Source organism: Halomonas sp. TG39a (genome assembly GCF_000744395.1).
GTDB classification, from domain to species: domain Bacteria; phylum Pseudomonadota; class Gammaproteobacteria; order Pseudomonadales; family Halomonadaceae; genus Vreelandella; species Vreelandella ventosae_B.
In genome coordinates, this window is sequence record NZ_JQLV01000002.1 from 445,943 (window position 1) to 459,623 (window position 13,681).

A 13,681-nucleotide genomic window follows, 5' to 3' on the forward strand; every position below is an offset into this window, starting at 1 on the left:
AGACGGCTGTTATCAGGCAGTCGTTATCAATAAGCTCAGCATGAACCCACACAGCGCCCTCTGCTATTTCAATATTGACCGCAGCGTGTCCACTTTTTGTGTGCACTCTACTCTTTCGAGATCTTTCAGGTTCAATATCTCTCAGGCTCAAGCCCTTTCAGGATGGCGGGTCTTGCCGGGTTTGCAGTGCACTCGCCAGCAGCGAAAGGCATGCCTCGGTGGCAAAGCTGCGCTGGCGATGGCGATAAACACAGAGATCAATCCGCGCTGCTTCGAGCTCTAAAGGAGATAAGGGAATGCTGACGAGTTCGCCTAACTGACACTCCCGAGCTACCGCCATCGGCGGCAATACCAGCACGCCTGCGCCGTTAAGGGCGAGTGCTTTTTGGGTTTCCAGTGAAGCAGTTTTGAAGGTGGGAGCCAGCACTATCCCGGCCTGATGAGCGGCGCGCTCCAGCGCTTGGCGAGCGCCATAGGATTCATCAGGTAGGATCAGCCGGTGCTCTGCCAAGGTGTGAAGACTCACCTCAGAAGCCGCGGCCAAAGGATGGCCTGGGGCCATCACTGCATGGTGATGCAACTCGGCACTCGCAAAGGGCACAATGTCATCATGGCGGGGCATAAAGAATGACAGACCAATATCTGCATCGCCTCGGCGCAGTGCCTCCACCATTTGGCTAGCGCTGGCGATGCCGATATCAAAACTCAAATGAGGATAGCGCTGCCCCATCTTGGCTAACGCTGGGGCTAACAGGCCAGCCACAACACCTTCCGCCACCTGCAAACTGACCCGGCCAGTGCGTAAACCTTTAAGGTCGGCAATATGCTCCTGCACCCGCTCAAGATCACGGAGGGTACGCTGAGCTTGGGCGGCTAACAGTTCCCCCGCGGCGGTGAGGCTAATGCCATTGGGGCCGCGTTCGATTAGCGGTGCGCCAAGCTGATGTTCCAATAAATCGATCTGTCGGCTAATCGCCGTGGGGGCGATATGCAGCTGCGCCGCAGCCTGACGTAAAGAACGGCAGCGAGCCACGGTATCGAAGTAGCGCAATGCACGGCCACTGATCATAAACGCCTCTCAGTTTTGTGGCTTATCTAGCTGCCGCGCCATCACCGTAACGTGCTCTTTCCGATACTCAACATCCTCCTTATCCTGCCAACCCAGCCGTCGATAAAGCGCCTGTTGATCAGGGGTATAGAGATAGAAACGCTCAAAGCCATGCGCAGCTGCTTCGGCTTCTACCCGGCGTACCAACGCAGAGGCAATACCCTGCCCCCGCCATTCAGGCACGACGAATACGGAGGCCAGCCAGGGGGTAAATTCGCGGCGGATACTCATATCATCAGCAATGAGGCTGGCGGTTCCCACAGGGGTTTCGCCTTGCATCGCCACAAAGATTGAAGGCACACCGCCCTGGCCACATTCGGCCTTTAACCATTCAATAGCCTTTTCCAGCGTTAGCCCCGGGTGCAAATGCCCCCAGGATTCAAATGTCCAGCCCGCGACTATTTCAGCGTTAGGATCGTCGGCTCTTAGCCGCTGGAGAATGATATCGCATTGCATAAGTGGCGCCTGTCTTATTTAGCACAAGCAAATACAGTAGCGATATATGGGTAGGCTGGCTAGCGCCGATACCTCCTGCACACGCCGCTAGCCAGAGATCTCACCGCCATGCGCTGTCAAAAAAACTGCAACCAGATAGGGCTAATCTCACCTTGCAAGCCCTGTTCGCTTAAGGGCTGGGCAGCAGCACGGTCAATTCATCAGGCGGTCACAGGCTTTAAGTGCTTAGCCAGTTCATCATCCAACTCATTGGCCCGCTTGGCTGCTGGCCTGCTTTCCATGCGCTCAATGTACTGCTTGAACACCTCGTTGGGCGGGATGTTCTTCTGCATCGTTTCCCACCAGAGATAACTGCTAACCAAGATATCTACGGCAGTAAACTGATCGCCGCAGATATAAGCATTTTCACTGAGTGCTTTTTCAAGGGTATTGATACTGTCTTCCACTTGGCCACAGCCGACAGCCTGTGCGTTACTGCTGTCGATTTTCCAATCATAAGTCATGGCGCTGGTGGCCATTTCGAACGGGCCCGCCATAAAAAACAGCCAGCGATAGTAAACGCCACGTTCGGGAGATTGTGGGGGCGGTGACAGCTTTTTATCTGGAAACTGATCTGCCAGGTACGCGCAGATAGCCGCTACTTCCGTCACCACAGTGTTGCCATGTTTGATGGCAGGCACCTTCCCCATGGGGTTGATGGCCAAGTAGTCCTCGGCTTTCATCTCTGAGCCATACTCCATCGCTTTTACCGAGTAGGCTATGCCTACCTCTTCCAGCATCCAGCGCACCACGCGCCCGCGAGACATAGGGTGAGTGTAAAACGTTAGCTCTGACATATTAGGCTCCTTTTTCAGTCTATTTTTCGATGACATTAGGTACTGCCAAGTCAGATTAGTGTGTTAATAGGTGATAATCCGTCCTAAATAAAAGCCACAATGCATTTTTCTGCAGGACTTTAACGATGGCTTCAGGAGGGAGGCGCTAATGGCAGGCCCCACAACACGCGTACTTGCGGTGCTTGAGTTGCTTCAGGCTAATGGCCAGATGGGCGGCGCAGAGTTGGCCGAACGCCTGGACGTGGATCGACGCACTATACGGCGTTACATTACGGCACTGGAAGATATAGGTGTGCCGATAGTGACCGAACAGGGGCGCTACGGTGGCTATCGACTGGTGGCTGGCTTCAAGCTGCCACCGATGATGTTTACCGACGAAGAGACGTTCGCCGTTTCTCTAGGCTTAGTGGCCGCCAGCCAGCTGGGTCTGACGAACGCAGCGCCTGCCATTGCCAGCGTGCAAGCAAAGCTCGAGCGAGTGATGCCTGCGAATTTACAAAGACGGGTGCGCGGTATCAGTGAGACCACTCAGGTGATCTTACCCCGGCGTGAACCCAGCCGTGATGACCGTACACTTGAGACTCTTACGAAAGCTACTGAAGCCATGCGAACCGTCGGGCTGATTTACCACTCTCCGCAGCACGATCAGATTGATCGTCGGATCGACCCCTACGGACTGGTTTTCCAACAGGGCCGGTGGTATGCCGTTGGTTTTTGCCACCTGAGGGGCGCCATGCGCTCATTTAGGCTGGATCGTATCAGCGGTGTGCACCTACTCGATGATACCTTCATACGCCCCGCTCGCTTCAATGCAGCCGATTTTTTGAGCGAAAGCCTTATGTCCTGGGGCCCAACTCATGAAGTATCACTGGTGCTACACATCGATCATGCCGTGTCCGCTGACGTTGAGAACCAATTTTTCTGTACAGAACCGTTCGAGGAGGTTGACGGTGGATTACTGCTCACCACCCGAACCGACAGCTTCGAGTGGTTTGCCTATTGGCTGGCACAGCTCCCGTTTCGATTTACCGTTCTCAAGCCAGATGGCCTCAAAGCGGCACTTCGCGAGCACGCCAACCATTTACTGGCCAGCTGCGAGACAGCTTCATCATATCCAATCGATACGCCCTGACACTGTCTGCAACTTATGAGAATGAAACGAACTATTCGTCTGACGCCGGGATAGGGCTTCTTAGCCGCTTAGGTGCTAGTCTGTTGGTCAAATAACGTTAAATAAAGACTCACGAATGCAACCTTCTTTGAGACGCCCACACCGTCTTGCATTGGCAATAATTGCCCCACGCATTTTTGCCTTTTGCCATACCTTCGGGCTAACCGTATGGATCGCCGTCGCAGAAGGCAGCGGCTGGACGCTTATTCTACCTGGGATGTTGCTGCTGCTATGGCCCGGCGTCGCCTATGCGCTTGCAGCACATGCCCAGAACTCCAAGCGTGCCGAGTTCAGAAACCTCCTCTTTGACAGCCTGCTATTTGGTTTTTGGTGCAGCGTACTGGATTTTTACGTTTTAGCGACCATCACCATTGGGCTTGCCTGTTTGATGAATAATTTAGTGGTCGGTGGAGTGCGGAAAATGCTTATTGCAGCCGGACTTTTCATTCTTGCAGCTTTAATTGGAAGCGCCCTAACGGGGTTCACTTTTCGTCCCTATGTAAGCAACCGTTTAGACATCTATCAATGGGCCGGTGCAGTGGTCTATTTTCTAACCATTGGCCGCGTCACCTACAGTCAGAATCGCCAGATTGGCCGCAGCATAGGCGAAACTAGATTTCAGAACCGAGTCTTTCACGCCTTGCTTGATCTAGGAGCCGTCGCAAATCGCGCGACCAATATCCACACGCTGCTGGTTGACTCCTTAAACCACCTACAGACCCACTTCCCCGACTACGGATTTGCGGTTTTTCTACAAGAACGGCAGCGTTCAGAAGTGACACGCTTCGCGGCGGTGGCAGGGCTAAGCTCAGAGGATGAAAAACGCCTAAGATATTTATTGGCAAACGTTTATGGACAAGAAGGAGATCTGGCCACACTGCCACAAACAGAGGAAGGCGAGAATCTCTATGTCGCGTCGATGGCGGGCCGACTAAGCATGTATGAAGGCTGGCTGATTGTGAAAGCTCCCAGTCGAGACGACGGTTTGGAGCAAATACTGTCTCTGTTTGCCGACCAGCTGGCGGCGGCTACCGAGAATAAATTGCTGCATTTGGAACTGAAGAAAACGGCTGAGCGTGACGGACTCACCGGGCTTTATAACCGAGGTTTTTTGGAATCAGCGCTGCAGATGAGTATTCAGGGCAAGGTGCAGACGCCAAACCTGGATTTTGCGGTGCTGATGTTGGATGTCGATAGGCTCAAGGACGTAAACGACCATTATGGGCACGTGGCAGGCGACCAACTAATTGCCTGCGTTGCCCAGTACCTGCAATTTCACTGCAGAGACAGCGACATACTGGCTCGCTACGGTGGCGATGAATTCGTCATTCTGTTCCCCTCTGCCGACCTAACGGCAGCTAGGCGTATGGCCAACTTGATCCAAGAAAACTTGCCTGAACAGCGCTGCACTATCGACACCGCCAGCGGTGAACATGAAGAACTCATGCTTCATGTGAGCATAGGCTGCGCCAGCTCCAGTGAAGTTCCCGCCCAACAGGTGTTTGCGTTGGCAGACGAGCGCATGTACGCAAATAAAAGCCAACGCCGTAAGCAATGGGCAGATGGACTGGGCACAGCAAGCAGGCCCTTCCTATAGAAGCGTGCTCACAACCCACTGCTAAACGGCTGCCCCCACTTATCGCCATGCACCAAGTCACTTAAAGGCAGGCGGGAACGCCAGCCTTGCGCTTCAAGCTCTGGCTGATCTAAAAACTCACTCACGTAGCCAAGGCAGAGATACGCCAGCGGGTAAACGTGCTCAGGCAGATTTAACGCAGTGCTCAGCTGCTCCTGGTCAAGAATACTCACCCAACCAACGCCAATCCCTTCCGCCCGCGCTGCCAGCCAGAGGTTTTGCACGGCTAAACAAGTGCTAAACAGGTCGGTTTCCACAATGCTATTGCGCCCTAGCACATGGGGGCCGCCTCGGCTGCGGTCGCAGGTAATACAGAGATTAAGCGGGCTTTCCATAATCCCTTGCAGCTTAAGGCTGCGATAATGCTCTTTACGCTCACCTTCAAAGCGCTCGGCGGCCTTCTGGTTCTCTTGCTCAAACATCGCCAGCACCGTCTCCCTGACGTCGCGACTCTCAATCACGATGAAATCCCAAGGCTGCATAAACCCCACCGACGGCGCATGGTGCGCGGCCTCCAAAAGGCGGCTCAGCACTTCAGGGGGAATCCGGTCAGGCAGAAACTGCGAGCGCACATCGCGCCGTTCATGTATGGCGCGGTAGAGCCCACGCCGCTCAGCATCGGAAAATAGGTGTTTCGCGTTGTTCATGGCGCTGCTCGGGCCTTTTACTGATCGGTGGTAGAGACAAGTGAGAGTCTACACGAGCTCAGCCTAGCCGCCATCGCAGCGGGTTTGTCTGGTGTAAAACACCCTCATCGTCCCAGTCGTCCCAACCTGTAAATGGAATGGGTCGTTCACTACTCAAGCTCACTAGTCTAGATGCCCAGGCTGCTTTGCAGGTCTCCAGATGGTCAATGAGAGCAGTCTCCTCTTGATAGCGAATACCGCCGCCCTGAATGCCGTAGCTCAAATGAGGCGCCAACACGTCAAAGCCAACGTAGTACAACGATGCATGCATAGGCCATAGCCAGTGAACCATATTGCCAGCGCGGCCAAAGGGCTGAAACGCTATCTCCGGCGAGCCGGTGGTGACTGACAGCATCGCCTGCTTTCCGCGATAGTAACCATGATCGTAACGCATGCGGCTTGTATAGCGCCCTCCATACACCAACACCCGATCAAACCAGCCTTTCAAAATGGCGGGCTGGGCGTGCCACCATAATGGAAACTGGAAGATCACCAAGTCAGCCCTCTCCAGCCGTGTCAACTCCCGCTCAACATCCTGCGGTAATGCGTTTTGTTGGTAGTGAGCCCGCTGCTCATTGAGGGGATAAAAGTATTCCACATCAACAGCTTGATGCGGATAGTGCTCGGCGCGCTCCACCGGATCAAACTGCTCAGCATAGAGATCATCCACCTCAACTGTATGGCCCGCGTCCACCAGCTGTTTTACCGCCACATCCACTAGGCCGCCATTAAACGACTTGCGTTCAGGATGAGCCAAGACAATCAACACATTCATACGACGCCTCCCCTATCGATTGGTTTGACGACAGGCTAACCTGTTCATATGCGCTTAAACATTGGCTAAAAATGAGAACCAAGCTTGCATGAATGAACAGCAGATACGGTGGGATGATCTTCAAATTGTGCTAGCGATTGCCGAGGAGGGCTCGCTATCCGGCGCCAGCCGAGCGCTGCGTATCAGCCATGCCACGGTATTTAGACGTTTAAGCGAGATGGAGCAAGGGCTGGGGGTTACCCTTTTTGAGCGCAGTCGCACGGGGTATACACCGACCCTGGCAGGGGATGATCTGGCGGCTTCGGCCAAGCGCGTACAGAGCGAAATCAACGGTGCTGAGCGCCGCATCATAGGGAAGGATTTAACCCTCACCGGCAGCTTACGAATCACCACCACTGATACACTTTTCGCGGGGCTGGTCTCGCCGCTACTGGCAAACTTTCGCCAGCGCTATCCGGAAATCACGCTGGAAGTGGTTATCTCCAATCAGCTGCAAAGCTTGTCGCGGCGGGAGGCCGATATCGCGATCCGCCCAACTAAAAAGCCACCCGAAACTCTGGTAGGCCGCAAGATAGGCGATATTAACCAGGCAATTTATGGCCAAAAGGCGCTTTGGCAAAACGCCCCACTGCCGCTAGGCACAGCGTCACTGCCAACAGAAAGCTGGATCGGCCCGGATGTTCATCTGGGCGACGCAACGCTTGAAAAGTGGATGATGGATAAAAGCGCCGCCTACCGGGTGGACAGCATGCTGGGCATGCAATCAGCGGTACGCCACGGGGCGGGTATTGCGGTACTGCCCTGCTACCTTGGCGATGCCGATGCAGCGCTACTCAGGCTAAGCGAACCCATTGAAGCACTCACTACCCCACTCTGGCTGCTCACTCACCCGGATCTGCGCCATGTGGCCAGAGTCCGCGCGTTCATGGAGGCAATGACGGTGGGGGTTCGAGGCAGGAATCTCACCACTTAATGTTAAATGTGCGGATTAAATAGTGACTAGCTTGCCGCTACGGCGCACCTCACTTCTGCTCAAACCCCGCCAAAAACTGCTTAAGCAGATCATCAAGTTGCTCTCGTTGCTCTTTACTCAGGCCACTCACCAGCTGCGCCTGGGTTTCCACATGGGCGGCCACCGCTTCGTCGATTAACTCAAACCCACGCTGGGACAGAGAGATTAGAAAACCGCGGCCATCGTCAGGATTTTTAACCCGCTCAATCAACCCCGCCTTTTCTAGTTGATTGATACGGTGGGTCATGGTGCCCGATGTCACCATGGTGGATGCCATCAAATCCCCCGGCGATAGCGCGTAGGGCTCCCCCTCTCGCCGTAGGGTGGCCAGAACGTCAAAGCTGGCGTCCGTCAGGCCGTATTCCGCCCAGGTCTTCTCCATTGCGCGCATTAAAGTGTGGTTCAGCCGTTTAACCCGCCCGATGGTACCCATCGGCGCAACGTCTAGTTCAGGCCTCTCCAGCCGCCACTGCTTAAGAATGTTGTCTACATGATCCATGAGCCTATTTTGCGCCTAATTAGCTTGACGTCAAGATTAATCGCACATAACTTGATATCAAGATAGTTTCAAAAACGGTACCAATGAGAACTTCGCCAATGACGTTATCAAGCACTGCCCGCACAACACACTCACCTAAAAGAACTTGGCTTGCCCCACTGATATACCTGCTAGCCGGTGGCGCCTTGTTGGGTCTATCGACTAATTTGGCGAAACTTGCCGGTGATATTCAGCTGTCAGCGCTCGCTTTTCTGTTCTGGTCGATTTCAGGGGCAGCGCTTATTTTGTTGGTTCTCTCCGCCTTTCGCCGCAATCTACCGCCAGTGAACGGTCGTACCATTGAGTATTACGTTATTTCAGGGCTGCTGGGCGTAGCGGGTGCCAACCTACTGTTTTTCTCAGCCGTCCCCCATGTGGGTGCTGGGTTCGTGGCATTAATCATCACCCTGCCACCGCTACTCACCTACGTCGGCGCGCTAGCATTAAAAATGGAGCGCTTCCAGGTGTTGCGTGCGGCGGGGGTAATATCAGCCTTGGCAGGTGCCGTCACCCTGGCCTTCCATAAGCTTTCTGCGCCGGATGCCGATTATCTCTGGATTCTTCTCGCTTTAATCGGGCCCGTACTGCTAGCCATCGGCAATCTTTACAGAACCTTGCGCTGGCCAGAAGGCGTATCCAGCGATGCACTGGCACCTGGGATGCTCATCGCCGCTGCCGCCCTTCTGCTCAGCGTGGGTTTTCTGCCGGGCTTCTCACTGAACATTCCAACAGACCGCTCCCTGCCGATCATGCTGATTGCCATTCAAGCTGTGGTCTTCGCAGGCCAGTTCTTACTGCTCTTCCTGCTACAGAAAAGTGGCGGCCCGGTGTTTCTAAGCCTATTGGGCTCCGTTGGCGCCGTGGTGGGTGTTCCAGTTGCCATAGTGTTGCAGGGAGAAACCGCTCCCGAAGGCTTACTGCTTGGCACCCTATTAATTGGAGCAGGAATTACCCTGCTCAACATTGGCAAAGCCAAACAACTTAACTAATTAACCCGAGAGCGACTTAAACGAACATGACAGTATGGGCGCCGTTGGCATGGTGTAAGCAGATAGCCAGCCATACCTGATATTCATTGTGCTGACAGCCCTGCCCCGAAATCTTTTTGCAACAAACCGATTAACGCTGCGGCGATTAAAAAGGCGGCTGACGTTAATAACCCGAACGATAGCCCCCCGGTTAGATCATTCAACCAACCGCTTAACGTTGGCCCCAATGTCTGGCCAATACTAAACGCGACCGTCATCGCACCAATACCCGACGCCAAAGACAAAGCATCACAATTTCTCCGCACAAAAGCTGTCGTAGAAGCCACAACACCAAAAAAGGCACAACCGAAAACCGCAGCCGACACTAGCAGAACAGGCCAAGCACTTGATATAAGCGGCAATGCAGCGCCAATCAGGGTCAATCCATTAAGCATCGCAAATGCACGGCCGTGGCGCTGATTTTGCAGCACACCAGCCCAAAGCCAAGGGAAGACAGTCACAGCCAAGCCCAGCACGACCCAGAATAGCGATTGAAACGCGGCACTCTCACCGTGGGACTGTATCCAAGCGATCATGAACGTCATGTAAGTAATATAGCCTGCCCCGAAAAAGCCATAGCCAACCAGCATCCACTGCATAGAAGCTAATGGTGCCAATGCATGTGCCTGAACTCGGCTTTGTGGCATGACGCGAACACCCCATACGACGCCGAGTGCGAGCACCACTGATATGGCCGCCAATGCTAACCAAGCAGTAGGCCATGCCGTCGCGCCCCACTGGCTCAGAACCCAGGGAACGCCAACCCCCGAAAGCACAATGCCTAAACCTGGCCCCGCATAGAAGATGCCGAGTAAAAACGACGCTCGTGCCGGATGGCGTTGGGATACTTGGGCGGCGATAACCCCACCAGCAATAAACGCACTAGCGCCGCCTAGTCCAGCCAAAAACCAGGAGATATTGAGCAATGCAGTGTGGCGAAATACTCCCATCATGATCAAAGCGATCACGCATGCGAAGATCCCCGTACGCATGACTCGATTGGCCCCAACAACTCCAATAAAACGGGCCGAAATCAGCGCGGCAATAAAATACCCTGCTGCGTTTACCGAGGTCATCCAGCCTGCATCGGCATAGCTCCATCCAAGACTTGAGCTCATAGAGGGTAGAAGTAATGCGTAGGAAAATCGTGCAATACCTAGGCCGATTGCCGGCACCAAGGCCAGCGCAGCGAGTGTACGAAGGTCAGTTGTGAGTGCTGTAGGATCGCGCTCGTGGAGAAAGTCAGATTGTGTCATATCTACCACCTGAGTCTTTAATAAAGACTCAGATTAGTCGCGCTTAGTTCTGTTTTCAAACTTTGCTATCATTGGAATATGAAAAACCACACCGAAACACACACTTCTCACACACGTGTTCCCGTCTCAGAATGCTCGCTTGCCAAGGCGATCCGGGTTGTGGGAGATATGTGGTCGCTGCTGATTCTGCGAGAAGTGATATGTGGTGCTGAGCGCTTCGACCAAATCAGAGAAGACCTGGGTATTACTCGCTCAGTTTTGTCCAACCGGCTTGCCAGATTGGTTCAAGAAGGTATTTTAGAGCGCTACCAATACCGTGATTCAGGACAACGAGCCCGCAAAGGCTATGCGCTAACAGCGAAAGGCCATGCACTCTTCCCCGTGGTTATCGCCCTTCGCGAGTGGGGCGGAGAGCACTTAGAACCTGGCAATACACCGCTTCGCCTTCAGCTACAAACGAGGGATGGACTGCGTGTTGAAACGAAATTAATACGGGAGGATGGTTTAGAAGTGACCGATATGACAGACATCATTGCGACAGTAAAGGAGTAAGGCATCAGGGAGTACAACACGATTCAGTTTGAGCAGCTAATCAATCCTTTTCTCCATATAGTGAGTCCCGCCCTCGGTTTTACGCACGCGAAACCCCATACGCTCGTATAAAGCGACGGCTGGGTTGATACAAAACACACGGAGCCGAAGTAAGCGGATGCCGGCCTGCTGGGCGATTTTCTCCGTGTAGCGGATTGCCGCTGTACCTAAGCCTTGACGCCGCCACTTCTGATCAATTTGTAGCTCTCGAATATAGTAAGCGATTTCATCGTGATTTATGCAGAGCAGCCCCACTTGTGAAGCATTTATGACTAACTCATAGCTATCTAGCTCATCCCACTGCTTATCAAACAAGGCTGTATCCCAGCGCATATCCAACTGTTTATAGTAGGCTGACATATTCTGAATGATGATATTTTCCGCGAACGCCTTGTCGTTAGTAGGCCGAATAATAGGCGTCATATTACGATTCCTAGTGCTGCTTTAACTAGTTTGTGGCAAGTAGTGCAATGTTGGCTTCTGCTATCTCATACTGACTAAAAACGTGAATTCCATTTTCGCGGAGCAATGCAGCGGTGACTCCCATACCTGGTACTTTTTTACCCATAAAACTGCCGTCATAAATAGCGGTGCTTCCGCATGAGGGGCTGAACTCAGCAAGCACTGCGATATCGGTATCGAATTTACGGCACAAGTTCAAAGCGATAGAGGCACCTGCTAAAAATTCATTGGTCACCTTGCCCCCATCGTTTTCGATAACATCTACCTCACCGTTTAAAACACCCTTACCACTGCCTTGGAAAATCTCCGCGGGCGGCCTGGGAATACTCATCCCCGCCTCAACTTCGGGGCAAACAGAAACGATTCGGCCTTCAGAACGCCACTGCTCAACGATCTGATCATCCACGGAAAGGGCACCACCATCATAGCGAACCTTTTTACCCAAGAGACAGGCGCTCATTAATACTTTTCTCAAATCACCAATCTCCAATACGGTGATGAACTCAAGAGTGACGCGTTCACTGAATCGACCCAACTAGGAAAGCTCTTCTTGTCAGCCATCTAACTTTAGCTGCTTTCGGAAATACACTCGATTAAACCCCGCTTCATGCCGACACTCGACCCTGACGTATCCCAGTTTGGGGTACATGGTGAGATTTTCTGTCATGGCTTCATTCGTATAAAGTTCCACGGCTTCATACCCCTTTTCCTCGGCAGAACGTTCCACGTGATCGATCAATCGCTTCCCAATGCCGAGGCCGCCATACTCGGGCAGTATGGCAACGTTTTCGAGGTGAAAATGATCGCCTTCGGGGTAGAACACAACATAGCCCACAAAATGTGAATCAAGGATGGCAACATCTATGTAGCCGTAGTCGATTAGGCTTGCGAAGTCTGCATGCATGGGCGCGGGTTCACGGCCGATGCGGCAGATGTACTTTGAATAGGCCAGTCGTGCGCAGGATTGAATGTCCGGAACATCAGTTTCGAGTGCAGCACGGATGTCGATTAAGGGCATATTGACGTAATCCTAGTGCTAGGTGTGAGAACCATAAGTGTTTCCACCATCCCATACACATGAGATTTTCGCTCTTATAACGCTTGAAGCCAATGGTAAGCTGTCTTGATGCCCTCTTTGTTCACAACAAGGCTCAGATGCGATGCATTAGGCACCGTGACGATATCAGCGTGTGGAACGATGGGCCGCAAAGTGGGCTCGAAGCGCTCCGCAAAAAATGCTTCGTCATCAGATCCAGTAATAAGAAGGACTGGAGCCGCCATAGAACTGAGATCGTTCTGCCAATTGGCGGGACCAAAGCCCTTCATAAGCCGGTACGAATACGCTAGCGTTTCTGAGCCCTGGCGGTATTCGGGCGGCAAATTAAAGTGCAGCACCGGTAGCTTATTGAAGTGGTTAATACCGAGTTCATTCAAAATGGATATAGCAATGATCCTGGTCACTTTGGGGTCTGCCCACCCGCCCGAGTTTTTCCGAACAGTAGGTGCGTCGTATCCCAGGTAAGGCGCTAGCAGCAGATAGGCGTTGGCACGGTGCCCATGCGTACCACCAGCAAAACGTATTGCTAACCCGCCACCTGACGAATGCCCACCGACGACGATACGCGTTAATTGAGGATTGACCACTTTGATGTGGGCAATAAGATCGGCAAGATCATCCTCAAGCTGCTTGATATAGTCGATATCGCCGCGCCGAACGGGAGATGGCCCATGCCCTCGAATATCCGGGGTGTAAACGGCAGCGGCGCCTGAAGCTGCCAATCCGCGAGCAAAGGTTGCCAGGTATCGACTGTCGGTCCCTGAGCCGTGCACGAGCACCAGCGCCGTGTCGGATTCACTTGGATAATGCCGATATGAAAGTGTGGTGCCATCCCTTGCTTCAAACGGCTGAAGTGCTGGCAGTGGGCCTGCTGCGCCTTGCTCAGACACTAACGCTTCGAAATCCAAGCCGTTCGCATTAGTGCCTGTCGACATTATTAAAAATACTCCTATCACCAAGGTCAGCATATGTTGTCGCACTGCTCCCTCCTAATCGCATACGCCGGGCAAGCGACGGCTAAGCTTTCGCTGCAAACTTTAAACCCAAACGCCAAGGCACTGCCCTGGCG

Annotated in this window: 16 protein-coding genes; 5 read left to right on the top strand and 11 right to left on the bottom strand. The window is 53.2% G+C overall.

Translation table 11 applies throughout. The features are described 5' to 3' along the window. Positions 1–157: 157 nt before the first annotated feature. The 3 genes from U738_RS20200 to U738_RS20210 form a co-directional block, all read right to left on the bottom strand. Positions 158–1,069: a LysR family transcriptional regulator gene (locus U738_RS20200; RefSeq protein WP_035584713.1), complete on the bottom strand. Its 912-nt coding sequence runs from the start codon at positions 1,067–1,069 to the stop codon at positions 158–160. A 9-nt stretch (positions 1,070–1,078) separates the two neighbouring features. Further along, the gene (locus tag U738_RS20205) at positions 1,079–1,564 is read right to left on the bottom strand and encodes a GNAT family N-acetyltransferase (protein ID WP_035584716.1); all 486 of its coding nucleotides are present in this window, start codon (positions 1,562–1,564) and stop codon (positions 1,079–1,081) included. A 200-nt stretch (positions 1,565–1,764) separates the two neighbouring features. Beyond that, complete coding sequence (locus U738_RS20210) at positions 1,765–2,400, bottom strand: glutathione S-transferase family protein (RefSeq protein WP_035584720.1); 636 nt, start codon at positions 2,398–2,400, stop codon at positions 1,765–1,767. Between the two features lie 148 nt (positions 2,401–2,548). On the opposite strand from U738_RS20210, the gene U738_RS20215 reads away from it, so the two are divergent. After that, positions 2,549–3,532: a helix-turn-helix transcriptional regulator gene (locus tag U738_RS20215; protein ID WP_035584723.1), complete on the top strand. Its 984-nt coding sequence runs from the start codon at positions 2,549–2,551 to the stop codon at positions 3,530–3,532. 115 nt (positions 3,533–3,647) lie between these two features. After that, entirely contained in the window at positions 3,648–5,168 is a 1,521-nt protein-coding gene (locus U738_RS20220) for a sensor domain-containing diguanylate cyclase (protein WP_035584726.1), read from the top strand. Between the two features lie 8 nt (positions 5,169–5,176). On the opposite strand, the gene bluB is transcribed toward U738_RS20220, so the two are convergent. Further along, positions 5,177–5,854, bottom strand: a complete 678-nt coding sequence (gene bluB / locus U738_RS20225) for a 5,6-dimethylbenzimidazole synthase (RefSeq protein ID WP_035584729.1) — start codon at positions 5,852–5,854, stop codon at positions 5,177–5,179. A gap of 58 nt (positions 5,855–5,912) precedes the next feature. After that, on the bottom strand, positions 5,913–6,668 hold the full coding sequence (locus U738_RS20230) for an NAD(P)H-dependent oxidoreductase (protein WP_035584732.1): 756 nt from the start codon (positions 6,666–6,668) through the stop codon (positions 5,913–5,915). Positions 6,669–6,756: 88 nt separating this feature from the next. On the opposite strand from U738_RS20230, the gene U738_RS20235 reads away from it, so the two are divergent. After that, positions 6,757–7,641: a LysR family transcriptional regulator gene (locus tag U738_RS20235; protein WP_035584736.1), complete on the top strand. Its 885-nt coding sequence runs from the start codon at positions 6,757–6,759 to the stop codon at positions 7,639–7,641. Between the two features lie 49 nt (positions 7,642–7,690). Here U738_RS20235 and U738_RS20240 read toward each other — a convergent pair whose 3' ends face one another. Continuing rightward, positions 7,691–8,179: a MarR family winged helix-turn-helix transcriptional regulator gene (locus tag U738_RS20240; RefSeq protein ID WP_035584739.1), complete on the bottom strand. Its 489-nt coding sequence runs from the start codon at positions 8,177–8,179 to the stop codon at positions 7,691–7,693. 98 nt (positions 8,180–8,277) lie between these two features. Here U738_RS20240 and U738_RS20245 point away from each other — a divergent pair, with 98 nt between their 5' ends. Further along, positions 8,278–9,207, top strand: a complete 930-nt coding sequence (locus tag U738_RS20245) for a DMT family transporter (RefSeq protein ID WP_035584743.1) — start codon at positions 8,278–8,280, stop codon at positions 9,205–9,207. An 83-nt stretch (positions 9,208–9,290) separates the two neighbouring features. On the opposite strand, the gene U738_RS20250 is transcribed toward U738_RS20245, so the two are convergent. Continuing rightward, on the bottom strand, positions 9,291–10,502 hold the full coding sequence (locus tag U738_RS20250; protein ID WP_035584746.1) for a YbfB/YjiJ family MFS transporter: 1,212 nt from the start codon (positions 10,500–10,502) through the stop codon (positions 9,291–9,293). A 168-nt stretch (positions 10,503–10,670) separates the two neighbouring features. Between U738_RS20250 and U738_RS20255 the strand changes: the two genes are divergently transcribed. Beyond that, a complete protein-coding gene (locus U738_RS20255) occupies positions 10,671–11,054 on the top strand; it encodes a winged helix-turn-helix transcriptional regulator (RefSeq protein ID WP_231896842.1) in 384 nt (127 codons plus the stop codon). A 36-nt stretch (positions 11,055–11,090) separates the two neighbouring features. On the opposite strand, the gene U738_RS20260 is transcribed toward U738_RS20255, so the two are convergent. From U738_RS20260 to U738_RS20275, 4 genes are all read right to left on the bottom strand, one after another. Next, positions 11,091–11,516, bottom strand: a complete 426-nt coding sequence (locus U738_RS20260) for a GNAT family N-acetyltransferase (RefSeq protein WP_035584752.1) — start codon at positions 11,514–11,516, stop codon at positions 11,091–11,093. Between the two features lie 25 nt (positions 11,517–11,541). Beyond that, the gene (locus U738_RS20265; RefSeq protein ID WP_081899184.1) at positions 11,542–12,045 is read right to left on the bottom strand and encodes a DUF523 domain-containing protein; all 504 of its coding nucleotides are present in this window, start codon (positions 12,043–12,045) and stop codon (positions 11,542–11,544) included. Between the two features lie 63 nt (positions 12,046–12,108). Beyond that, on the bottom strand, positions 12,109–12,573 hold the full coding sequence (locus U738_RS20270; protein ID WP_035584759.1) for a GNAT family N-acetyltransferase: 465 nt from the start codon (positions 12,571–12,573) through the stop codon (positions 12,109–12,111). A 74-nt stretch (positions 12,574–12,647) separates the two neighbouring features. Continuing rightward, positions 12,648–13,547: an alpha/beta hydrolase gene (locus U738_RS20275; protein WP_051912830.1), complete on the bottom strand. Its 900-nt coding sequence runs from the start codon at positions 13,545–13,547 to the stop codon at positions 12,648–12,650. Between the last annotated feature and the right edge of the window lie 134 nt (positions 13,548–13,681).